This window comes from Stenotrophomonas sp. 22LJNL06-5-1, from assembly GCF_056861455.1.
The window spans coordinates 138,893-160,967 of record NZ_JBSPUE010000002.1 but is presented as its reverse complement, the minus strand read 5'-3'; the positions used below and the strand labels follow the sequence as shown (position 1 = coordinate 160,967).

The 22,075-nt window shown below is 66.4% G+C and carries 22 protein-coding genes; 8 read left to right on the top strand and 14 right to left on the bottom strand.

What is annotated here, in order from left to right:
- Nucleotides 1-21: 21 nt before the first annotated feature.
- Complete coding sequence (locus tag AC13GF_RS06380; protein ID WP_483003932.1) at nt 22-1,377, top strand: sigma-54 interaction domain-containing protein; 1,356 nt, start codon at nt 22-24, stop codon at nt 1,375-1,377.
- Here the strand turns inward: AC13GF_RS06380 and AC13GF_RS06375 are convergent, their stop codons facing one another.
- The 4 genes from AC13GF_RS06375 to AC13GF_RS06360 all read right to left on the bottom strand — a co-directional run bounded on the left by AC13GF_RS06375 (nt 1,378) and on the right by AC13GF_RS06360 (nt 4,202).
- Nucleotides 1,378-1,686, bottom strand: a complete 309-nt coding sequence (locus AC13GF_RS06375) for a DUF6958 family protein (RefSeq protein WP_088479274.1) — start codon at nt 1,684-1,686, stop codon at nt 1,378-1,380.
- Nucleotides 1,679-2,215 (bottom strand): GFA family protein, encoded by a 537-nt coding sequence (locus AC13GF_RS06370; protein WP_483003931.1) that lies wholly within the window; start codon nt 2,213-2,215, stop codon nt 1,679-1,681. Before AC13GF_RS06370 ends, AC13GF_RS06375 begins: the two co-directional genes overlap by 8 nt.
- A 68-nt stretch (nt 2,216-2,283) precedes the next feature.
- On the bottom strand, nt 2,284-3,165 hold the full coding sequence (locus AC13GF_RS06365) for a TolB family protein (RefSeq protein ID WP_483003929.1): 882 nt from the start codon (nt 3,163-3,165) through the stop codon (nt 2,284-2,286).
- Nucleotides 3,162-4,202 (bottom strand): hypothetical protein, encoded by a 1,041-nt coding sequence (locus AC13GF_RS06360; protein ID WP_483003927.1) that lies wholly within the window; start codon nt 4,200-4,202, stop codon nt 3,162-3,164. Before AC13GF_RS06360 ends, AC13GF_RS06365 begins: the two co-directional genes overlap by 4 nt.
- Nucleotides 4,203-4,293: 91 nt before the next feature.
- On the opposite strand from AC13GF_RS06360, the gene AC13GF_RS06355 reads away from it, so the two are divergent.
- The 4 genes from AC13GF_RS06355 to AC13GF_RS06340 are packed head-to-tail and all read left to right on the top strand — an operon-like array spanning nt 4,294 to nt 6,341.
- Nucleotides 4,294-5,220 (top strand): LysR substrate-binding domain-containing protein, encoded by a 927-nt coding sequence (locus AC13GF_RS06355; RefSeq protein ID WP_111151038.1) that lies wholly within the window; start codon nt 4,294-4,296, stop codon nt 5,218-5,220.
- Nucleotides 5,217-5,678: a helix-turn-helix domain-containing protein gene (locus AC13GF_RS06350; protein ID WP_483003925.1), complete on the top strand. Its 462-nt coding sequence runs from the start codon at nt 5,217-5,219 to the stop codon at nt 5,676-5,678. Before AC13GF_RS06355 ends, AC13GF_RS06350 begins: the two co-directional genes overlap by 4 nt.
- 10 nt (nt 5,679-5,688) lie before the next feature.
- Nucleotides 5,689-6,114 carry a VOC family protein gene (locus AC13GF_RS06345; RefSeq protein WP_088436517.1) on the top strand — a complete coding sequence of 142 codons (426 nt, stop codon included), beginning with the start codon at nt 5,689-5,691 and terminating at the stop codon, nt 6,112-6,114.
- The gene (locus tag AC13GF_RS06340; RefSeq protein WP_483003923.1) at nt 6,111-6,341 is read left to right on the top strand and encodes a hypothetical protein; all 231 of its coding nucleotides are present in this window, start codon (nt 6,111-6,113) and stop codon (nt 6,339-6,341) included. The genes AC13GF_RS06345 and AC13GF_RS06340 overlap by 4 nt, the downstream gene beginning before the upstream one ends.
- A 7-nt stretch (nt 6,342-6,348) precedes the next feature.
- On the opposite strand, the gene AC13GF_RS06335 is transcribed toward AC13GF_RS06340, so the two are convergent.
- From AC13GF_RS06335 to AC13GF_RS06320, 4 genes are all read right to left on the bottom strand, one after another.
- The gene (locus AC13GF_RS06335; RefSeq protein WP_483003922.1) at nt 6,349-7,044 is read right to left on the bottom strand and encodes an HAD family hydrolase; all 696 of its coding nucleotides are present in this window, start codon (nt 7,042-7,044) and stop codon (nt 6,349-6,351) included.
- 104 nt (nt 7,045-7,148) lie between these two features.
- A complete protein-coding gene (locus tag AC13GF_RS06330) occupies nt 7,149-7,889 on the bottom strand; it encodes a DNA/RNA non-specific endonuclease (RefSeq protein ID WP_483003920.1) in 741 nt (246 codons plus the stop codon).
- A gap of 328 nt (nt 7,890-8,217) precedes the next feature.
- Entirely contained in the window at nt 8,218-8,607 is a 390-nt protein-coding gene (locus tag AC13GF_RS06325; protein ID WP_483003918.1) for a hypothetical protein, read from the bottom strand.
- A complete protein-coding gene (locus AC13GF_RS06320) occupies nt 8,604-9,530 on the bottom strand; it encodes a hypothetical protein (RefSeq protein ID WP_483003916.1) in 927 nt (308 codons plus the stop codon). Before AC13GF_RS06320 ends, AC13GF_RS06325 begins: the two co-directional genes overlap by 4 nt.
- A gap of 342 nt (nt 9,531-9,872) precedes the next feature.
- Here AC13GF_RS06320 and AC13GF_RS06315 point away from each other — a divergent pair, with 342 nt between their 5' ends.
- From AC13GF_RS06315 to AC13GF_RS06305, 3 genes are all read left to right on the top strand, one after another.
- Nucleotides 9,873-11,447 (top strand): CocE/NonD family hydrolase, encoded by a 1,575-nt coding sequence (locus tag AC13GF_RS06315; protein WP_483003915.1) that lies wholly within the window; start codon nt 9,873-9,875, stop codon nt 11,445-11,447.
- A gap of 87 nt (nt 11,448-11,534) precedes the next feature.
- Entirely contained in the window at nt 11,535-12,986 is a 1,452-nt protein-coding gene (locus tag AC13GF_RS06310; RefSeq protein ID WP_483003913.1) for a S41 family peptidase, read from the top strand.
- Between the two features lie 259 nt (nt 12,987-13,245).
- Nucleotides 13,246-13,860: a hypothetical protein gene (locus AC13GF_RS06305; RefSeq protein WP_483003911.1), complete on the top strand. Its 615-nt coding sequence runs from the start codon at nt 13,246-13,248 to the stop codon at nt 13,858-13,860.
- Between the two features lie 17 nt (nt 13,861-13,877).
- Here the strand turns inward: AC13GF_RS06305 and AC13GF_RS06300 are convergent, their stop codons facing one another.
- From AC13GF_RS06300 to AC13GF_RS06275, 6 genes are read right to left on the bottom strand one after another with little or no spacing between them, the layout of a single operon-like run.
- Nucleotides 13,878-14,897 carry a sugar kinase gene (locus AC13GF_RS06300; protein WP_483003909.1) on the bottom strand — a complete coding sequence of 340 codons (1,020 nt, stop codon included), beginning with the start codon at nt 14,895-14,897 and terminating at the stop codon, nt 13,878-13,880.
- A 10-nt stretch (nt 14,898-14,907) separates the two neighbouring features.
- Nucleotides 14,908-16,095, bottom strand: a complete 1,188-nt coding sequence (locus AC13GF_RS06295; protein ID WP_483003907.1) for a GDSL-type esterase/lipase family protein — start codon at nt 16,093-16,095, stop codon at nt 14,908-14,910.
- Nucleotides 16,096-16,116: 21 nt separating this feature from the next.
- A complete protein-coding gene (locus AC13GF_RS06290; RefSeq protein ID WP_483003905.1) occupies nt 16,117-16,869 on the bottom strand; it encodes an SDR family NAD(P)-dependent oxidoreductase in 753 nt (250 codons plus the stop codon).
- A gap of 47 nt (nt 16,870-16,916) precedes the next feature.
- Nucleotides 16,917-18,221 (bottom strand): MFS transporter, encoded by a 1,305-nt coding sequence (locus tag AC13GF_RS06285; RefSeq protein ID WP_483003903.1) that lies wholly within the window; start codon nt 18,219-18,221, stop codon nt 16,917-16,919.
- Nucleotides 18,218-20,446, bottom strand: a complete 2,229-nt coding sequence (locus AC13GF_RS06280; protein ID WP_483003902.1) for an oligoalginate lyase — start codon at nt 20,444-20,446, stop codon at nt 18,218-18,220. Before AC13GF_RS06280 ends, AC13GF_RS06285 begins: the two co-directional genes overlap by 4 nt.
- A complete protein-coding gene (locus AC13GF_RS06275; protein WP_483003900.1) occupies nt 20,443-21,882 on the bottom strand; it encodes a polysaccharide lyase 6 family protein in 1,440 nt (479 codons plus the stop codon). Before AC13GF_RS06275 ends, AC13GF_RS06280 begins: the two co-directional genes overlap by 4 nt.
- Nucleotides 21,883-22,075 lie beyond the last annotated feature (193 nt).

Here is a 22,075-nt window from a genome sequence, read left to right as displayed (position 1 = left end):
TGTCCGGATGCTGGGGGAAGCATGGCAGCGGTCCCGGAGGCTTCTACGTCACGTTGCGTGCTCTGGTTTGGCGAGCCGTTGGCGAACGAGCGCAGTGCGCTGGCGGCAGCGGGCTGGTATGTGCGCAGCATCCATCCCGATCCCGCCATGGCGATTGGCCTGCGTGGGCGCGATCGATTGCTCGCCGTGCTCGATCTGCGCCATCTCGATGCGGTCGCGCTGCAGCTGCTGGTGCCGTGGATCGAGCAGCACCAGCATCTGCCCTGGCTGGCGGTACTACCACCGGGTGCCGGACCCACATCGCCGGCTTGGCTGCCGTTGCTGCAGCGATGCTGCGCGCGCTTCACGCTGCCGTTCGGCCTGCAGGACCTGGTCTGCGCAATGCGCCAGCAGTTCGACGCGGATGATCCGCCTGTCGACGCAACCTGCGGTGGGCACGGACCGCACGCGCTGATTGGCGAAAGCGCCGCGTTGCATGCGGTACGCACGGTGCTGCACAAGTTTGCGCCGGTGGAACTGCCGGTGCTGGTCACCGGTGAAACCGGTACAGGCAAGGAACTGGCCGCACACGCGCTGCATGCGCTGTCGGGGCGTGCCGGCAGGCCTTTCATTGCAGTGAACTGCGGTGCGATTCCGGCCAACCTGGTGCAGTCGGAGCTGTTCGGCCACGAACGTGGCTCGTTCACCGGTGCCGACAAGCGGCAGATCGGCGTGTTCGAATCGGCCCACGGCGGAACGGTATTTCTTGATGAAGTGGGCGATCTGCCGGCAGAAGCACAGACCAGCCTGCTGCGCGTGCTGCAGGAGGGAACCTTCGAGCGCGTGGGCAGCAGCCAGCCGCTGCGCGCAGACGTGCGTGTACTTGCCGCGACCCACGTCGAACTGGAACACGCGGTGGCGCAGGGACGGTTCCGCAGCGATCTCTACTACCGTCTGAATGTGCTGCGCCTGCTGATGCCACCGCTGCGTGAGCGCGGCGCCGACGTGCAGCTGTTGGCCGAGCACTTCCTGCGCTGCTTCCGGTTGCGCCACAGCGTGCGTGCACGCGGCTTTGCACCGGCCGCAGTGCACGCCATGCGGCGCTTCGACTGGCCCGGCAACGTACGCGAACTTCTCAACCGTGTGCAGCGTGCAGCGATCATGGCCGAAGGCGAGCTGATCAGTGAGCGTGACCTGGAGCTGGGCGCATCGGCGGCGGTCCTGCCCGCGGCGATGCTGCACGATGCACGGGGGCAGGCTGAGCGCGATGTGCTGCTGCAGACCCTGCGCCAGACCGGCTACAACGTCTCCGAGTGTGCGCGGCAGATGCAGATATCGCGGGTGACGGTGTATCGCCTGTGCCGCAAGCACCGGCTGGAGCTGCCAGCGCAGCGCTGATCAGCCGGCCGCCAGGTGCTTGAACAGGCGCAACGGCTTGCCCGCGACGCGCTCGATCACGCCCTTGGCTTCCAGGTCCAGCTGCACGGCCTTCAACCACCAGCCGGCGGTGGCACCAGCCGGGAACAGGGCGGCGGGCAGATGTGGCAGCAGTGCCTGTTTTGCCTGCGCAACGGTCAGGCCGGGCGGTTGCGCAGGCAGGGCCCGCAGCAAGGCATGGCGCATGGCGAGATACTTGGCACGATCCACGCGCTGGATGTGCCCGGGCGTGGTGATGCTCTCGATCTCGATCCGCTCCGGCTCAGACATGGGTATCTCCTGCGACTTCGATGCGTGGGCTGCGGAAGCCCATGGCGATCCACGCCTTCATCAACCGGGCATAGAATTGCAACGACCGGGTCTCCAGGTTCGGCACATCGTCGGGAAGGACAGACGGATCAGGAAGATCACTGACCATCGTCCGCATCTCCACGGCGGGTCTTGCCGATGCCGGCCACAACAGGCCATAGAGGCTCAGCCAATGGCCGCCGCTGAACTCCAGGAAGAGCGGTGTATTGCAGCATCCTGCCAGGACGCGGCGGCTGCCGCCGCTGCTGGACAACCGCAACACGCGCAGCATGGAATGTCCGGCATCGATGCTGACGCGATCCTTGCGGTGCATTACGAAGAGCGTCTGGCCGTGCGGGCCCAGCACGTCCGGTGCTCGGGGCATCGACTGCAGCATGGCGCCGGCCTTGCGGCAGCTGTCGCAGCAGCATTCGACGGTGGCAATGGGTTGGCCCGTGGCGGTCAGGCGCACCTGGCCGCAGGCGCAGGCAAGGGACTGGTGTGAGGCCATCTGCGTTTTCTCCTGGGGTAGTCATCCTCTCGACGAACGGGGGCGCCGAAAATCGACAACATCTGCCTTCAAGGGCGCATCATCCGATAGCGGATGCGGTACAGGTCCAACCCTGCACCGTCCGCACGCCGCGCCGAATAGGTCAAGGTGTCGGGTTGCGAGCCATCGAGCATCGCGCCGTAGCTGTCGCCGGAGGCCTCGTTCAAGGGGGAGGGCAATGCAAGGCCTGCGTCATAACGGCCTCCACGCGCGTAGGCAATGAACTGGCGTACCGGTGCACTGCCGAAGTCCAGGGCGCGGGCAAACACCAGCGTCCGGCCGTCGCCCAGGAAGGTGGCATCGAACTCCTGCGCTGCGGTATTGAGGTCTCCCGGCAGCGGCCGTGCCGGCTGCGCCATGCCACGGACCATCGCTGCGACGTAGAGGTCATGGCCACCCGCACCACCTGCGCGATCGCTGGAGAACAGCAGCGTACGACCGTCTGGCGAGAGCATCGGCGCGAACTCATCGGCCGCGCTGTTCACTGCGGGGCCAAGATTGACCGGCTCCCCGAATCGACCGTCGCTCCCCATGCTGACCCGATACAGATCGTCGCCGCCCTGGCCGCCTGCGCGATCCGAGCAGAAATACACCACGCGGCCATCGGCGGAAAAGGCGGGATCGAAGTCGCGCCCCGGCGTGTTGAACGGCACCGGCGTCGCCGGCCGCCAGCGCTGCCCATCGTTGCGGGAGACCCAGATGTCATACCCGCCCGGACCGCCGGGCCGGTTGCGGCTGAACCACAGTGCGGTTTTTCCGTCCGGGCTCAAAGTCAGTCGAATCTCGTCGTACTGCGTGGATGCAACGCCCGGGGCAAAGCGCTCGGCCGGGCCGACGATCTGCAGCACCCTGGATGGAGACGCGGCAGGCGACGCAGCAACCAGCAGCAGCACGGCCAGCAGCGCCTTCATGCCTGTCGCTCGAAGTCGCTGACCCAGTTGGTTTCCCAGCTGCGCCCACCATCAATCGAAGCCGCCTGTTCCCAGCGCGCCGAACGCGGGGTGATGCGCGACCAGATCACCCGCGTCTGGATTGATCGACCGTCGTGCTGGTCTTCGCCGAAGAAGCGGCCGACACCGGCCTGGAAACCACCGCGCAGTGGCGCGCCGATCCGGGTCGGCTCCCGGCCATCCAGCCACCAGCTCAGCCAGTGCTGCTCCGCCGCATTCCAGGCGCGGATGCCCATGCCGCGCAGCGGCGCTCCAGGCACGTTCATCAGGTTGTCACCCACGTTGCCGAATCCTCCCAGTACCGGCCAGTTGTGCAGGGTGCCGTTGAACGCGTCCCACGCATCGCTGCCCGCCAGCCGAGCGCGCAGGCGACGATGGCGCACGTTCCAATGGCCCACCAGGAAATCAAAATCGCCCGGTGCATCCGGCAGCTTCGGAAGCGGAGAGGGGATCGCAGCAGTGCGGCGGAACCCGTTGCGCCAGTTCACTTCCCAGTGCGCACCGGCATCGTCGGAGAACGCCTGCTCCCACCACGGCTCCTCGCCGTGGATGTCATGCCAGCGGAACCACACGTCGATGGGGCGCCCGTCGATCCGGTCGGTGCCGCGGAAGCTGCCGGCATCGCCCTCGAAAACGCCACGCACGGGGGCTTCGATACGGGCAGGATTGCGGCCATCGATCCACCAGATCGACCACGTGGAAGACACCGGATCAAATGCACGTACGCCCAGGCCCCTGTAGGCACCTGAAGGCAGCGCCATGACGTTGTCATCGATGGTGCCGAGTCCGCCCAGGGTGAGCCAGACCGCGCTGGAACCGGTGAAGGACTCCCAACGGGTATCGCCGACCAGGCGCTCCTTCAGGCGTTGGTGCCGGACCTGCCAGTTACCCTGCAACCATTTCCAGTCTTCGCCGTGGCTGGCCAGGGCCCACCCGGAGGGCAGGGCAGTCGACGCCGCCGCGGCGGCCAGGGTAGCCAGGAACTGCCGTCGATCCATGTGCGTGATCCCGTGTCGAAGGTGCCTCCATCGTTGCGGACAGGAGGGGGATTGACCACGCAGATATCGGGGCTCAGGCTAAGTCACACTTATGGTCACCCAACGCCAGCTGCCATCACTTGCCGCCATCCGCGCCTTCGAGGCGGCGGCGCGGCTGGGCAGCTTCGCGCGTGCCGCCGAGGAGCTGGACACCAGTGCGGCATCGGTGAGCTACCACGTGCGGCGGCTGGAGGCCCAGACCGGGACCTGCCTGTTCCTGCGCCACGCACAGCACGTGGAACTGACGGTGGCGGGTGCCAGCGTCGCCCAGGAGGCGACCCGGGCATTCGATGCACTGCGCGCCAGCTTCATGCGCGCCGCTGACATGGATGCGGCGCGACTGCGCCTGTCCGTGCTGCCGACGCTGGGCACCAGTTGGCTGACGCCGCGGCTGGGCACGTTCCGCGCCCGCCACCGGCAGTTCGTGCTGGAGCTGGATCTGTCAGCAGAGCCGCAGGATCTGACCGGCGGTCACTTCGATGCCGCCATCCGCAACGGGAATGGTGAGTGGCCCGGGCTGCGGGCCACGCCGTTGTTCCCCAGCATTTTTGCCCCGTTGTGTGCGCCGGCGCTGCTGCCGGCGGCGCGTGGGCTGGGCAGCACCGCGCTGGAGATTCCCCTGCTCGGGCGGCCGGACTGGTGGGCCCTGTGGTTTGCCGCGCACGGGCACATGCCACCACCGGCACCGGAGAGTTTCGTCGCGCCCTTTGCCGTCGAGCATCTGGATGTCGGCGCCGCGATCGCAGGGCAAGGCATCGCCATCGGTTCGCCGATCCTTTTCCAGGCCGAGCTGGACAGCGGGCGGCTGGTGCAGGCGCATCCGGGTGTCGCCAGCGACGGTCGCAGCTTCTGGTTCGTGGCACCCACGGCGCGGAATGGCAGTGCCAAGGTCATTGCATTCCGTGATTGGCTGGTCGAGCAGGCCGCTGAGGCGCGGCATGCGGCACGCCACTATCTGGCCCAGGCGGTGATGCCATGAACCAGAGCCCCGAACTGCTGCGGCGCCTGCTGCGTGCCAAGGACCGGATGGACCGGGCCAGCCACGAAGAGTGGCCAGTCGCGCGCCTGGCAGAGGTCAGTGCGGTGTCGCCGGCGCACTTCGCCCGCTCGTTCAAGCAGGCCTTCGGGCTGCCGCCGCACCGCTACCTTCTCAGCCGCCGCATCGAACGGGCCGTGGCGATGTTGCGTGACACCGATCTGCCGGTCACCGAAATCGCCGCGCAGACGGGCTGGAGCAGCCAGGGCACCTTTGGCCGCATCTTCCGTGACATCACCGGCGACAGCCCGGGCAATGTGCGCGAGCGCGAGCGTGCTGGCCAGGCGGCGCCGGCCAGCGTGCCGGAGTGCCACGCACGTGCCGCGCAGCGACCGGACCTGAACATCGCAGTTTTGGAGAAGCGGCGCCGTGAGGCGGTTGCTAACGTGGATCCCACCTGAGGGAGGTCCCATGACAAACACTGTGAACACGGTCGGCCTGTATGTGCGCGACCAGGATGAAGCACTCGCGTTCTACGTCGGCACGCTCGGCTTTGAAGTGCACACCGACGTGCGCAATGGCAGCTACCGCTGGCTGACGGTACGCAGCCCCGGGCAGGACGGTTTCCAGCTGGGCCTGTTCGTGCCAGGCCCGCCCACCCACGATGCGGCCACCGCGCTTTCGCTGCAGCAGCTGGTGGCCAAAGGCGCAATGCCGCCCCTGGTGCTGGCGGTCGATGACTGCCAGGCGTGCTACACGCAATGGCTGGCACAGGGCGTGGAATTCACCCAGGAGCCGATCGAGCGCTATGGCGCCGTCGACGCCGGATTCCGTGACCCGTCCGGCAATGGCTGGAAGATGATCGAAGCCCGTTCCGAAGCGAGGCGCCGGCAATGAGCCGCGGTGACTGGGCGCGGCCCGTGCATCGCTGGACCTCGATCGTGTTCACCCTGGCGGTGATCGCCAACTTCGTGGTGCGTGGGCTGGGGCAGGGCGAGCCTGCGGCGTGGATCACCTATTCGCCGCTGCCGCCGCTGTTCCTGCAACTGTTCACCGGCCTGTACCTGTTCGTGCTGCATTACGCCGGGAGGCGCCGCAACGCCGCGCTGGGCGCTGCGGGCTGAGGCTGCCTCAGGCGGCTGCGTCGGCGGCGTAGGCCGCAAGCAATGCAGGCAGCTGGTCCATGCGCTGGAAGATCACCTTCGCACCCGCAGCACGCAGGGCTTCCGGCGTGCTGTGGTGCGGGCCGCCCTCGCTGAAACCAAACACGGTCGCACCCGCCGCGAAGCCGGCGGTGGCGCCGGTGACGGTGTCCTCGATGACTGCACAGCGCGTCGGGTCCACGCCCAGTGCTGCGGCAGCAGCCAGATACGCGTCCGGGTGCGGCTTGGTGCGTGGCATGTCCTGGCCGCTGAAAACGTGGTCGCCGAAGGCATCGAGGATGCCGACCTTGCCCAGCTGCAGCTTCACCTTGAACAGGTCCGCACCGGAAGCGCAGGCGATCCGCCCGCCGGTGGCCGCAGCGATCGCACGCACGGCCTCGGGTGCCCCCTGGATCGCTTCAAGGTCACGTTCCAGTGCCCGGTTGCGCTGCTGGCGGAACTCCTCCAGCCATTCCTCGGTGAACGGCTTGCCGGTGCGCTCCTCGATCAGGCCTGCCAGATGGGCCACGGACTGGCCGAGGAAGACTTCACCCGCCTGCGCCGGGGTCAGCGGCCAGCCGCGTGCGGTCAGCATTTCCGAGAGAACGCGGGCGACCAGCGGCTCGGAATCGACGAGTACGCCGTCGCAGTCGAACAGCACGGCATCAAACGGGAAACGGGACATCTACAGCTCCAGGGGGCAATGCGGTGGTGCAATTGCCCGCCATTTTCCCACAGCCAACCTTGCGTGGCACCCGGAGCGGGTGCCACCCATTCCCGGCAGGCCGGTCAGCCCAGATCACAACCCGCCGGCTGCGGCCAGGTGCTGGCCGGCAGCATGTTCTTCAGCGAGGCCGGTGCGTTGATCGCCACGTAGCTGGCACCCAGCAGCTCTTCCAGATCGGCGATGGTCACCAGGTAGCTGTCAAGGCTGCCGAGATTGGCTTCGTTGGGAATGATCCAGCTGATCGCCTTGGCTGTGCCTGTGTTCGGGTCACGGGTGATGATGGTCTTCCAGAAGAACTCCGGCGTCGGGATGCCGTGGCTGGAAAGGAAGTAGTCGTTGGAGGCGTTGCCGTAGACCACACCACCATAGACATCCACCGGCGCGATGTCGCGGTAGCACTCGGCCACGTTCTCGGCCTTCACCCAGATGCCCTGGTTGAAGCTGGATACCTGCGGAACGATGTTGGTCATGTAGTTGGCGCGGCGGATGTAGGTCGCGTTGTAGTCCATGTGGTTGGAGGTCACCAGATGACCGCGGTCATAGCCGGATCTGATGCTGGCGTAGGAAGCGGTGCTGGTCTGGCCGAGGCAGCCTGCCGGCAGGTCGGGGTCCTTGTAGAAGCTGGACGGCCGCGCGGCCGAGCCGGTGTCTGCGGTCAGGGTGTACTCGTAGCGGGTGGCGCTGTGGATGCTGCAGTCGTAGGTGAGTACGAAGCCGCCCTTGTTGAGGGTGACGACCTGGGCCTGGGCAGCGCCGGCGACGGCACTGAGGACGAACGCGAGGAAGAAGCTTGCAAGGCGCATTGCGGTTCTCCAGCAGAAGTTCAGGGCGCAGTCGTCCGCCACGACCGTGCCGGAGCCGGGTCATGCGGAGACGTTGCGGAGTCGGGTGCTGCGGATTGCGGTAGGACGTGACCGCACGGGTGGGGCCATGCAGGCCCTGCCGCGTCGTAAGCGTCACAAGCTGCCGTCTTTAGGTCAACGACGAAAAGGCGAAGCTGTGACAGCGCGCAAGCACTGGTGATGTGTCAGATCAGGCGGCGCGTGGGTGACACGCGCGAGTGCTAGGGCGTGGCAGGGAGCGTCCGGATGTGCAGTGTGCAGCCAGCCGGAACCGGTTGCTTCCTGCGGTTCACTTGTACTGATTGTGGCAGGAGCCGCAGCGCAGGGACATCTGTTTCTTGGTCATCTGAGTGCCTGGAATCGGCTCGATGCCAGTGGTCAGGAAGGGATCAGCGGCCAGTCCCTTCTCGGCGGAGCCGTCCGGCCAGATGAAGGTGATTGTCTCGCCGCGCTTCACCGAAGCAAGGCCATGCGACAGGCGGTAGGCACCCACCATCTGGAACATGGCGGCCTGCCGGATCCCGAGATCGGAGCCGATGCTGGCATCGACCACGTTGGCGAGGTCCTTGTAGATGCGATCAGCGGCATTGATCACCTTTCCCATGCCCTTGGCAGCCATAACAGTCACCGGGACCATCAACGTTACCAGCAACAACTTCCGTACCACAGATGCGTTCACTTCATCTTCCTTGACATTGCGATGATCGTAGAAGCGCGGGTACGCGCCTCGTTCATTTCTTCGTTGGTGAGTACGCCATTGGCGTAGGTATCCTCGACCGATCCATAGCCACACATGCCGGCTTGCCCGCACATGCGGTTCAGCAGGGCGGAGTCGGTACCGCAGGGCACTCCTTTCTGGCAGCCGACCAGGATCCAAGCGACTTCATCCACCTGCGTGCCGACCTTGAAAGGCTGCATCTGCCGGGTGCGGCTGGCAGCGGTGTCACCCATCAGGCCAGCGAGTGCGATGTAGGCTTCGCCGTCGTCCTGCATCAGGACCGCGTCGACCAGTGTCCGGTGATCCTCGACTGAGAAGTTCCTGTCGGTCAGGACAAGCGCTCCCGAAAGCACGGTCTTTTCGATCTGGGCCACGAGACTGCCCTGTTCGGCGGCAAGATCGCGGTAGTGACGCTGCCTTTCGATGGCTTCGGGCGCGGTGACGGCGACGCCATCACAGCGCTGCTTCAGCCATCCGCTGCTTCGCGCAAGTGCACTGAGGCGTTCGCGCGGAATCTCCGCGACGCTGAGCAGCGAGGCGTCGATCGAGCCGCTGCATTCGCTGTAGACGCGGCTCAGGATCAGGCTGGCGCTGCCATCGCCGCTGCCGGACAGGTATTCGAGATCCGCAATGAGGGGGCGCAGTCGATCTGTGTGGTTGTAGCGATCAAGTACGGAGTTCCTGGCGGCGTGTAACGGAGCACCCTGCCGGATCGCGGCGGCGGACAGAGGTTCCGATGCCGCATCAGTGATTGATGGAGAAGGCGCGTGAACCTGGTCGGCTTCAGATCCACAGGCGCCCAGGGAAAGCGCGAGCGCGAAGGCGAGGATGGCTGAGGGTGCGGGGCGGGCGCGGCCTGGTATTGACTGGTATCCGTATTGCACGAGTTCCTTTGGCTCCAATGTCCATGAAAGCGCAGGCAGCCGCAGGGTCGCGACTACGCTGGAAAGAGGGGGGGGGGATGAGGCACCTGGGCCAGGAGTAGGCGCGGGTGCAGCGCTGCACATGGCAGGCAGTGAACAATCGGGTTTTCTACATCGGGCAGCACTCTGGAGCGAGTCCGCTGGCGATGGCTGGGACGTTCTTGACGTTGCTGAATGATAGCACGTCGCATTCGCATTGAAGGCGGAGCCCTTGCCCGGCGATGCTGCGTCGCAAGGTGTCACCCACCATTCGCACTGGTACGGTCCGATCCGTTGCACCACCACCGACGGGGAGAGACCACGATGCGCAAGGTATTGCTGCTGTTGATCCTGCTGACCGGGCTGGCGCCCACCGCCTGGGCGGCCACGGTCAAGACCACCCATCGCACCATTCCCAGCTGGGATGGCACGCCTCTCGGGGCCTTCGTCATCGAACCGCAGGACGCGGGAAGCGGACGGTATCCCCTGTTGGTGATGCCCAGCAGCTGGGCCGTGCCCAGCGTGGAATACGTGGGCGTGGCGCAGTCGCTGGCCCGGCGTGGCTACGTGGTGATCAGCTACAGCTCGCGCGGCTTCTGGGAGTCCGGCGGCGCCATCGACATCGCGGGGCCGGCCACGGTCGAGGACGTCAGTGCGCTGATTGACTGGGCGCTGGACAACACCCGCGCCGCCCCGTCACGGATCGGCGTATCGGGCATCTCCTATGGGGCTGGCACCAGCCTGCTGGCGGCCGCACGTGATCCGCGCATCAAGGCAGTGGCCGCACTGAGCGGCTGGGCCGACCTGCAGGCGTCGCTGTACAGCAACGACACGCCCAGCGCGCAGGGCATCGCGCTGCTGGTGGCAGCCGGTCTGGTAACCGGCCGCCCCGGACCGGAGCTGTCCACCATCAATCGCAATGTGCTGGTCGGCAACTACCAGGGCGCGGTGGACTCGCTGTTGCCGGTGGCGGCGCAGCGCAGCCCCGGGTCCAGCATCGACGAGATCAACGCCAACCAGCCAGCGGTGTTCCTGGCCAACGCGTTCAACGACAGCCTGTTCCCGCCAGGCCAGCTGGTTGATTTCTTCAACCGCCTGAAAGGCCCCAAGCAGCTGCAGCTGCGCCATGGCGATCACGCGCTCAACGAAGCCTTTGGCGCATTGGGTATTCCCAACGAGGTCTACGATTCGGTGGGCGACTGGTTCGACCATTACCTCAAGGGCGAAGCCAATGGCATCGACCGGCAGCCTGCGGTGCAGCTGAAGTCGCAGAAGGGCAGCTGGAGCACCTACCCGAACTGGCAGGCGACCAATGCCGGCGCCGTCAGCTATGCGCTGACCGCCCCCAAAGGGCTGCTGCTGCCCACGGGCGGCCTGGCCGAGAACGGCAGCAGCACCGGCTGGAGTTACCGCATCGGCAGTGGCCTGCTGACCGCTGCCAATTCCGGCGTGGCAATGGCCTCTGGTGCACTGCAGATGATCAACCTGCCGCCGGGTGCCTACGTGCCGTTCGTGGGCCGCAACGCCGCAGGCGTGTGGCAGGGGCCGATTCAGTGGACTGCGCAGCGTCTGGACGGCACCCCGGAAGTCCGCTTGACCGTCACGCCCAGTCGCGCCAACACCACGCTCTATGCCTATCTGTATGCCGAGGACGTGCTGGGCAACGGCCAGCTGATCAGCCACAAGCCCTATACGCTGCGTGGTGCCACCCCGGGGCAGGCGAAGACCATCGACCTGCGGTTGGAAGCCAGCAGCTGGAACGTTCCGGCCGGCAGCCGCCTGACCCTGGTGGTTGATACGGTGGATCTGCGCTATGCGGGCATCAGCCAGTTGGGTGGCACGGTGACCTTCAGTTCACCGGCGAACGCGCCGTCGGTACTGAAGCTGCCGCTGCATTGATGGAAGGCCGCGCCCGTTGCGGCGGGCGCGGTACGCCAGGCTGGAAAACTGCGAGACTGGCGTTTGTTCCGGCAAAGGGATGAATCCATGGTCATTGCATGGTTGCTGCTCGGTGCGGTGCTTGCGGCGCCTACCGCGCAAGGCGCGCCGATCGACTGGTCGGACACGCTATTGAAGGATCTGGACGCTGCCGACGCCGCCATGTGCGGCAGCCATCCCGGCGCCGTGGATCTGCGGAATCCCGGTTTCGTTCCGCAGCTGGAGGCCGCCTCGGCGCTTGCCCGCGCGCGCGCGGGCAACGTCGAAAGCTTCGCAGGCTACTGGTGGGCCATGAAGGGCTACGCGGCCTCCTTCAATGACGGCCACGCCAGCCTCAACGCGCTTGCCGGCGCTCCCGATCTTCCAACGCAGTGGCCCGGGTTCCTGACCGGTTTCGACGGCGATGCGCAGGTGGTCATGACCGTGGACGGTGGTCCGGGCCATCCGCCGCTGGGGGCTCGATTGCTGTCCTGTGATGGCATCGATGCGCAGGCGCTGGCTGCGCGCCGGGTGGGTGACTTCAGCGGGCGCTGGAACCTGCAGGCCAGCCGCATCCAGGGTGGCGGTGAAGTGCTGCTGGAGCAGGGCAATCCGTTCGTGCCCACGCTGCGCAGCTGCGTTTTCCGTGTGAATGGTCGAGAGCAGGCCCATGCGCTGCGTTGGACGCCACTCGATCCGGCAGCCCTGAAGGAGCGCCTGGCCGATACCCGGCGCAGCTTCCGCCCGGCCAATGGCTGGCACACGATGCCAGGCGGTGGCTACTGGATCACCACCAGCAGCTTCAACGCCGATCCCACTGCGGCCAATTTCAAGGAGCTGACCCGGATGCTGCAGCAACTCACCCCGGTGGCTGATGCGTTGCGGCAGGCGCCCCTGATCGTGCTCGATGTGCGCGGCAACAGCGGTGGCGCGTCGCACTGGAGCATCGAGCTGGCGCGGTTGATCTGGGGGCGCGAGGCCGTGGATGCAGTGCGTGACGACAGCTGGGTGGAGTGGCGGGCGTCCGAGCCCAACATCGCACAGCTTCGTGGTTTTCTGGAGAAACTGAAGCAGGCGCCTGACGCATCACCCGCGTTGCTGCACATGCTGGAGTCCGTGACCGAAGGGATGGCGCAGGCAAGAGAGCAAGGCCAACCATTATGGCGGGAACCGGCCAATGATCCGGCCGCCGCGGTACTGCAGGTAGAGCAGTCCGGACCCGGACACACGGGCAGGGTGGTGGTCGTGGCCGATGCGTCCTGCGGCTCGGCCTGCCTCGATGCGCTGGATCTGTGGAAACGGCTGGGCGCGATGCAGGTCGGTGTCGAAACTTCGGCCGACAGCCTCTACATGGATGTCAGGCCGGAGCGGCTGCCGAGCGGACTGGCCAGGATTTCCGTACCGATGAAGGTTTTCCGAGGCCGGGTGCGCGGTTCCAATGAACCGCATGTTCCGGATCGCCGCTATGACGGCGACATGCGGGACACCGCCGCACTTGAAGCGTGGATCTCCGGACGATGATCCGGTCCCGGTGGCCTGCCGGTGGCGCTGCACCGGTGCATTAAACCTCTTCACCGGCAGCGGCATCCAATCCGCAAGGGGCACGGCACCTGCTGCGGCTCTACTGAAGGAAGGAGCCCTTGGATGTACGAACTGCCTCGTACTGCGCTTCAATGCGCGATGCTGATCATGCTGGTGCCTCTCGCAGCAGGTGCTGCGGTCACCGACATTCCCTTCGAGCAGGGCAAGGATCACCGGATCTATGTCGAGGGTACGATCAATGGCTCGCGACCACTTCGCTTTCTCGTCGATACCGGCGCGTCTGGGAGCGGTGGTGATCGACTACAGGGGACGCCCCTTCGATGCGGTGCTGGGCTGGACCTTCTTCCAGGGCAAGGTCCTGGAAATCGACTACGACCGCAGCCTGCTGCGCGTGCACGACGATGTTCCCGACCTTGCCGGGTATGTCCGGGCCAACGTGCGCTGGATCGACAATATCCCAGCCATCCAGGTCACGCTCGGCAACGGCAGCAGCACCTTCGCGCCCTGGCTTACCCTGGACACGGGCAGCAACGGCAACATCGACCTGTCCTACGCCTTCGGCACCGCCCACCGCCTGCAGGAGGCGTTCCCGGAACGGCTCGGCACGTCACAGTTCAGCGGCAGCGCGGGCCGGAAGATCCGCGCGGTGGACGTGCGTGTGCCCGTGGCCAGCATTTCGACCCTGCAACTGAAAGGGCCGAGAGCCTCGATCACCGTCGATGACGAAGGCTCCTCGGACGACGGGACGCTTGGCAGCGAAGTCCTGCAGCAGTTCAATATCCTGCTGGATGCCCGTTCCGGCAGCATCTATCTGCGCCCCAATCGTCGCTTGGTCAGCGCGCCGACAGAGTGACCACGCGCGTCCCGCGTTCAGCGCCGGACATCCGCGCCTGCATTGCCCAGCAGGGCCAGCACCTGCGCCTCAGCTACCGGGCTGAAGTCGCCGGGAATGGCGTGCTTCAACGCGCCCGCAGCCAGTCCGAAGCGCACGGTGCCTTCTGCGTCGAGCCCGGACAGCAATCCGTGCAGGATGCCGGCGGCAAAGGCATCGCCACCCCCGATGCGATCAACGATACCGGGCAGCGGACGCGGTGGTGCCTGCGTCCGCGTGCCGTCGCGCCCCAGCAGCAGCGCGCCCAGGATGTGATGGTCTGCACTCACTACGTGACGCTGGGTGCAGGCCAGCCACTGCAGGTGAGGAAACGCGGCAAAGGCAGCGGCCGCAGCGGCTTCGGTTCGGGCGACTACATCGTCCTGCGGGAAGTGCAGCCCCAGCACCAGTTCGATGTCCCGATGATCGGCAAAGACAATGTCGGCCTCGGCGAAGACCTCACGCAGGATCGCCGCTGCGTCGCCATCCCAGCGTCGCCACAGTGAGGGACGGTAATTGCCGTCGAAGGACACCTGCACACCGGCCGCGCGAGCCGCACGCACGGCACCCAGCACCGACTCGGCCACGTTGGCGCCCAGCGCCGGGCTGACGCCCGAGACATGCAGCAGGTGCGCGCCGGACAGCAGGGTGGACCACGCATGATCCTTGGCGCTGCTGTTTGCGAATGCAGAACCGGCCCGGTCATACACCACTTCGCTGGCCCGCTGTACCGCACCGGTGGCCAGGAAGTACAGGCCCATGCGGTCACCCTCCACTTCATGCACGGCGGCCACGCCCACGCCATGCCGCCGCAGCTCGGCCACGGCATGCCGGCCCAGCGCGTTACCGGGTACTGTGCTGACCATCTGCACATCGTGGCCCAGGCAGGCCAGCGAGACCGCCACATTGGCCTCGGCGCCTCCCACATGAACCTGCAGCTGCGGCGTCTGCAGCAGCAGTTCACGACCGGGCGCGCCCAGGCGCAGCAGCAACTCACCGAAACAAACGACGCGGCTCATCGGTTCTCTCTCACTCGGGGGCGGTGCAGCCCAGCATGCGCAGATCGATGGCATCGGCCATGCGCCGGTAGCCTTCGTCGTTGGGATGCAGATGGTCGCGGGTGATGTCGTTGGGCAACGATTCGGCTGCCTTCGGGTCGCGCAGCGCGGCATCGAAATCGATGATGCCATCGAAGCCGCTGTTGCCGCCGCGTGCCCACTGGTTGATCGTGGTGCGGGTGGCTGCGGACACGGGCTCGTAGCGCTCGGAACCGCCGAATGGGGTCAATGTACCCAGCCAGGAGCGGATGCCATGCGCATGCAGCCGCGCCGCAACCTGCTGATAGCCCAGCAGCATGTCCGCCGCATTGCGTCCAGGCAGCGGCTGCGCGCCACCGCCATGGCGGATGTCATTGATGCCCTCAAACAGGATGGCCTGATCGGCATCGGCCACCGCGATCACATCGCGATCCAATCGTGACAGCGCACTGTGGCTGCGGCCATGGTCAAGCAGCTTGTTGCCGCTGATGCCCTGGTTGAGCACCACGAACCGGTTCGGGCAGGCCTGCTGCAGGCGCTGCGCCAACCGCTCTGGCCACTGGTTGAAGGTGCCGCGACGTGCGGTGGCACCTTCCGTGATGGAGTCGCCCAGCGCCACGATTACCTGGGGGCGATCTGCGCGCTGCACCATCACTGCCGAGAACACGTTCTGCTGGTAGCTCAGCCGCACGCTGTCGGCGACGGTTGTCTGCCTGCCATCCGCAACCCGCAGCTCGGTGCGGCGCACGGCGGGGCGGGTGGGCTGCGGGAAATAGGCACTCACGCTGATCTCCTGCAGCGCCGCCACCGGCATCCGCACCGGGTCGCTCAGCAGTGCGGCACCCACCGGCACCTCGATGACCGCGCGGCCATCCACCGTTACCGGCAGCGGTGCGGCCTTGCCGTTCTTCACTCCCACACGCAGGTCCTCGACCCGCAAGGGTGCCGTGCCGAGCTCGTTGCTGATGCGCAGCCGCAGCGCATCGCCACGGCTGCCGATACGCATGTCCTGGCGCACGGTCTGTGCGGCGAACTGTACCGGCGCATCGGACGTTCCGTCCTTGCGGTCGGGCGCAGGCGCGGCCGTCCAGGCGGTGACCCACACGGGTGCGGCCCACACAGCGGGCGCCGTCATGGCGGAGCCGAGCGTCAATGAAAACAGAAGTGTCCAGCGCTGCATGGGCGGGAGTCCGGTCAGGTGTCAGGAGAAGTAGGTGCCGCCGTTGACGTCCAGATTCGCGCCGGTGATGAACGCCGCCGCATCCGAGGCCAGGAACACCGCAGCGTCGGCGGCTTCGTCCGGCGCGCCCTGGCGGCGCAGCGGGGTGGCGCCGGCAACGGCCGTGCGTACTTCCGGCTTGGTGAATTCGTCGTGGAAGCGGGTGGCGATCATGCCGCAGCACAGTGCGTTCACCCGGATACCTTTCGGCCCCAGCTCCTTGGCCATGGCACGGGTGAAGGTCATCACCGCCGCCTTGGCGGTGGCATAGATCGATGCGCCCGGACCGCCACCATCACGACCTGCCTGCGAGGCGAAATTGACGATGGCCGCGCCTTCGCGCATGTGCGGCACCACCGCGTGCGTGGTCAGGTAGGTCGAGGTCAGATTCAGGTCCATCACGGTGTGGAAGAACGCCGGGTCGATGTCGGCCAGCGGCCGGCGCTGCACCATGCCACCGGCCACGTTCACCAGCAGGTCGATGCGCTTGCCGAACGCGGCCTGTGCCGCAGCGACCAGGCCGGCGACGGCCATGGCATCGGTGACGTCGGCGCGATGCACGATGGCCTGGCCACCGGCCGCCTGGATCTGTGCCAGCGTTTCCTGGGCGCTGGTTTCATCATTGGCGTAGTTGATGCAGACGCGTGCACCGGCGGCAGCCAGCTTGATCGAAACGGCGCGGCCGATATCGCGGCCACCGCCGGTGACAATGGCCACCTTGTCCTGGAACGACATGCGGGAAACTCCTTGGTTTGCGGGGGAATGTAAAGAGAGATGCCGGCTCAACCGCCGCGGCGGTCGAGCTTGTGGATAGGTCCGGTCCACCACCACAGCGCAGCCAGCGACAGCGGCACCAGCGCGGCAACGAGAATGAAGATCGGGGCATAGGAGTGGCGGGTCAGCACCGGCACCAGCCAGGTGGTGATCAAGGTGCCGGCCACGGCGGCCAGGCCCCCCAGGCCCGCCAGCGTGCCCACCGAGCGGCCGTCGAACAGATCGCCCGGCAGGGTCTGGATGTTGCCGATGGCCACCTGGAAGCCGAACAGCACGGCAGCGATCGCCAGCACCGCCAGCAGCGGCTGGTTGGCCAGCACAGCGCCCAGCAGGGCTGGGGCCATGATCACGCAGCCCAGCGTGATGGCCAGCTTGCGGGCGCGGTCAACGCTGTGCCCGGCGCGGATCATCCGCCCGGACAGCCAGCCGCCGCTGAGGCTGCCGAGCATCGCGCCGACAAACGGCACCCAGGCGAACAGGCCGATCTGCTTGATGTCGAAGCCGAAGGTTTCAGCCAGGTAGATCGGCAGCCAGGACACGAACAGCCACCAGATCGGGTCCAGCAGGAAGCGGCAGGCGAGCATGCCCCAGCTCTGCCGGTGGGCCAGCAGCTCGCGAACGCTGGCCTTCGGCGCCACCTCTGCCTGTTGCCCGGCCTGGTCTTCCTGGATCAGTCGGCGCTCGGCATCGCTCACCCACGGGTGCTTGTCCGGGCCGGTGCGGTAGACAAACAGCCATGGCAGCAGCCACAGGAACCCGATTGCACCGACCAGCACGAAGGTGCCGCGCCAGCCCAGCCACAGGTAGAGGCCGGCGATGGCCGGTGCGGAAACGATCGCGCCGATCGACGCGCCGGCGTTGAACACGCCCTGCGCCAATGCGCGCTCGCGCGCCGGGAACCACTCGGCATTGGCCTTCACCGCGCCTGGCCATGCACCCGCTTCGCTGATGCCGAGCATCGCCCGCACCAGGCTGAAGGACAGCATCGAATGGGTGATCGAGTGCAGGGCGATGGAGATCGACCACACGCTGATCGACAGGGCGAAGCCCAGGCGCGTGCCGATCATGTCGAACAGGCGCCCGAACAGGAACTGGCCGGCGGCGTAGAACAGCATGAACACCGTCACCAGCAGGGCGTAGTCATCCTTGGTCGCGCCCACTTCCTTGGCGATTTCCGGCCACATCACCGCCAGTGCGTTGCGGTCGATGTAGTTGATGACCGTGGCCACGGCAATCAGGCCCACGATCAGCCAGCGCACTGCTGAACGCACCGGCACCTTGCGCAGGTTGGCCACCACCGCAGGGCCGTTCATTTGCCGTCACCCTTGCTGCGGTCCATGCGCGCATGGCTGCCGTTCCAGCGGTAAGTGTGGCCTTCGACGGACACGCTGTGCTCGCCCTTGGCGCTGCTGTCGTCGGCCACGCCGAGGGCGATGCGCGCGCCACTGGTCAGGCGCAGCTCGATCAACTCGGCATCTCTGCCCCGGCTGCGCACGATGTCCCTGATGCGGCTGTCGGCGCCGTGCACATACTCGGCGGTGCCGTTGTACTCGCCATGCGGCTCCAGCACGCTGAAGAAGGTGACGTCCTTCTGGCCTTCCACGCGCTGCAGCAGGGCGGGCTCGCGGCGCAGGTTGAATTCCGGATCGTTCGCGCCGCTTTCCATCAGCAGCGCCTGTGCCGGCGCACTGCTGCCGAAGCGGTAGGTGTAGAAGCGCCCGTCCAGCAGCCACGCCAGCGACCGCGGCTCGCTGCCGGGTTTGCTGCGTGCATCCAGCCACAGGTGCTGGTAGCCGTTGTCCTTGCCCAGCACCGGGCGCTGGGCGGGGAAGTGTTCGGCCTCGAAGCCGGTGGTAACGATGTGGCCGTTGAAGTGCAGCGGCAGGTCGTAGCGCGCGGCCTTGTCGCCGTGCACCTGCAGCAGGTCCAGTACCACCGGCAGGCCCAGGTCGGGGTGGCGCAGCAGCGCCTGGGTGCGGGTGAACACCACGCCGGGATAGGCATCACGCATCGTTGCCGAGGCAGTCTGGGTATCGGCATCGGCCTGGAAGAAGCGCACCTGCGGGGCATGCTCCTCGCCGCGCTTCCAGTCGCCCTTGAAGTGGCTCTGCTCGTCCACCACCAGGGTGTTGTGGGCCACGGTCTGCTTGGCCCAGCTGCGGTTCTCGGCCAGGTAGATGCCCCCACGCTTGGCTTCCACATTGAGGAAGCGGGCGGCACCGTAGTCGGTCACCACCGGATTGCCGTTGTCGTAGAACAGCCAGTTGAGCTTGTCGAAGTGGCCATGGCCCATGCCCTGCATGGTGTCCTTCTGCACCAGCGCCTGGCCGCGTTCGCCGTTCATGCGCAGGATCGCCAGGCCGCCACGGTCGCCGTCGGGGCCATCGCGCAGCAGCATCGGGCGGTAATCGAAGGGCTTGGCCTTGTTGGCGGCCAGTGCCTGCGCCACCTGCAGGCCTTCGGGTGACAACAGCAGGCGTTTCTGCTGCTGGGCCACCGACAACAGACGGTCATCACCGGTGCGCGCATAGGCGATGCCGATGCCGGCCACCAGCTCTTCGGTGTCGATGCCCTTGTCCAGGATCGCATCGTTGATCGGGAAGAACAGGCCGTCGTAGCTGGTCTGCACGAGCACATCCACGGCCTTCAACAGCACGCCGTCACGGCGCGCGAAGATCTTCCGCTGCGGCTCGTTGCGCTCGATGGCGTTGGCGAACAGCAGGAACGGCGCCAACGCATAGCGCTGATAGTAGGGGCCTTCCTCGTAGTAGCCATCGGGCGAGAACAGCAGGTCGATCTGCCGCAGGAAGCCGAACCGGTCATCTTTCTGGCTGCCGCGCAGGGACTTCTCCACCAGTTCCTTGTCGCGCAGCACGTAGCCGGTCATGCCGGTGGCGGCCACCGCCCAGGTGGCATGGTTGTGGATCTGGTCGTAGTTCTTCGGTTCGCTGACGAGGAACTCGGCCATCGGCCGGAACACCTTCGATTCGATGGTGTCGCGGTCCTCGGCGGACAGCGCGTCACGGATCGCGTCGTAGCCCTGGATGGCGTTGACCAGCCACACCGAATCGTTGAGCACCTGCCAGAACACGCGGCCGGGAATCTGGCCGCGGCCTTCCGGGTGCGGGCCCAGCGTGGGGTAAAGCTTGGCGTACTGCAGCAGCATGTCGCGCGCGTAGTCCACGTAGGCCCTGTCGCCGGTCAGCCGGTACAGCGTGCCCGCCGCCAACAGTGCCTGGTAGTTGCGCTTGTGCTGTTCATGGGTGCGCCCGCCGCCCTTGTCCTTGGGCACCGGCACGTCGATGCCGGCCTTCATCATCTTCTTCAGTGTTGCCTCGGTGCGCGCCTGCTCCTTGGAGAACCACGGGTAGCGGCGGCCTTCGCTGGCCATCTGCTGCCACTGCGCAGCGGTGACCAGCACCGGCGCGGTGTCGGCCTGCCGCGCGGCGGCAGCGGGCGCTGCGGACAGCGACGCGGTCGGCAGCAGGGCGAAGGGGGCGGCCAGGGCCAGGGAAACGAACAGCGGCTGCAACCTCATCGATCAACTCCATTGCCGGTGCGTGACGGGGCAACTTCGCCCACCTTGGGATACCAGGCGACGCCGGTCGACTCGCGCGCGGTCATCGCCAGGGCAGGATCGGCGCCCACGGCGGGCAGGGCAGGCGTGGCCACCCACAATCCGCTGGCAGCCTGCTGCAGGCTGACGCCACGGCCTTCTACGCCACCCGGGAACACGGTGCTGGCTGTCGGCGACTGCACGTTGCCGCTGAAGTCGATGCCGGCCAGCGAACTGGCGGCAGTTGGCGGGTTCCTGCTGCTGCGGTTGACGATCAGGTTGCCGGTGAAGCGGCTGCTGCTGGCGGCGACCACGATGCCTTTGGCTTCATCGTGGCCGACGCCGAAACTGATCTTCGCCACGTCCACGAAGGTGTTACGGCTGATCGTGGCATTCACCACCGGCGCATAGCCGGACAGCGGCGGACTGGCCTGCGCATCCATCACCGCCAACGCCGAACGGTTGCTGGACCCGGCCAGCCGCTCGAAGTAGTTGTTGCTGACGGTCTGGTCGGCGTTGATGATGCGTACGCCGCCGGTGCCGGCCTTGTCATCGCCGAGGAAGACGTTGTCGATCACACGGTTCCCGTTGCCATGGCGCAGCGTGAGTGCGCCGGCAGAGCGGTAGAACACGTTGCCACGGTAGGTGTTGCCACCGGACTTGTTGCTGATGATCTCGGTCTCGCCGTCGCAGCCTTCGAACCAGTTGTCCTCCACCGTGCTGTTGGAATCGCTCAGTGAGCTGTCGCTGGTGCCGACGCGGATCGTTTCGCCCCCGTTGACGCCCAGCGCCGGGCGCGGCCCGAACCAGTTGTGGTCGATACGGTGCTGGTTGTCCAGGCCCTGGGTGGCATCGCGCACCACCACCACGGTCGGCCCGGCGTTGGTCTTGCCGCGCAACTGGCTGTGATCCAACCGGTTGTTGCTGCCATACAGCGATACCCAGTAGTCCTGGTCGCTGGCATCGGGGTTGGTGTAGTCATCGATCACCAGGCCGGTGACGCGACTGTTGCTGGCGACGGCCTTGCTCGACTCGCGGAACGCCACCACCGCATCACCCGGCGCATAGCCGTTGCGGAACACCAGGTTGGACACCTGCAGGTAGCTCCCCGCCAGGCGCAGGTCTGAGCGCCCGCTGAGGACAACTTTGCCGGCGGTCTGCGCGCGCAGCACGATCGGCGCGTCTGCCGTGCCCTGGCCCTTCAGCAGCAGCCGGGCGTCTGTCCAGGTGCCGTCAGCCAACACGATCTCATCGCCGGGCTGCAGCGCCGAGGCGGCGGTAGTGAACTCCGCGACATCGTGGACGAGCCAGCTGGCTGCACTTGCCGCTGAAGTGGTCAGGCACATGACCATACCAGTGGTCAGGCAAAATAGTGATGCGTTGTTGGACGGGTGACGCGCCAGCGAGTGAATGCGCATGAAATCCTTCCAGGGACGGCCGGGCCGTCGTTTTAGGGTGAGCCTGCATACCACTTTCGGGTCTGTTGTAAGCCAGCTTTCGCGCAAAGTCATGCTGCATGAGCACATTAAATTGCGATCAATTGGTATGGATCAAAGGCATTTGAACATTCGCATACCAATTGGTTGACATTCTCATGTCGCCGTGCCGAAG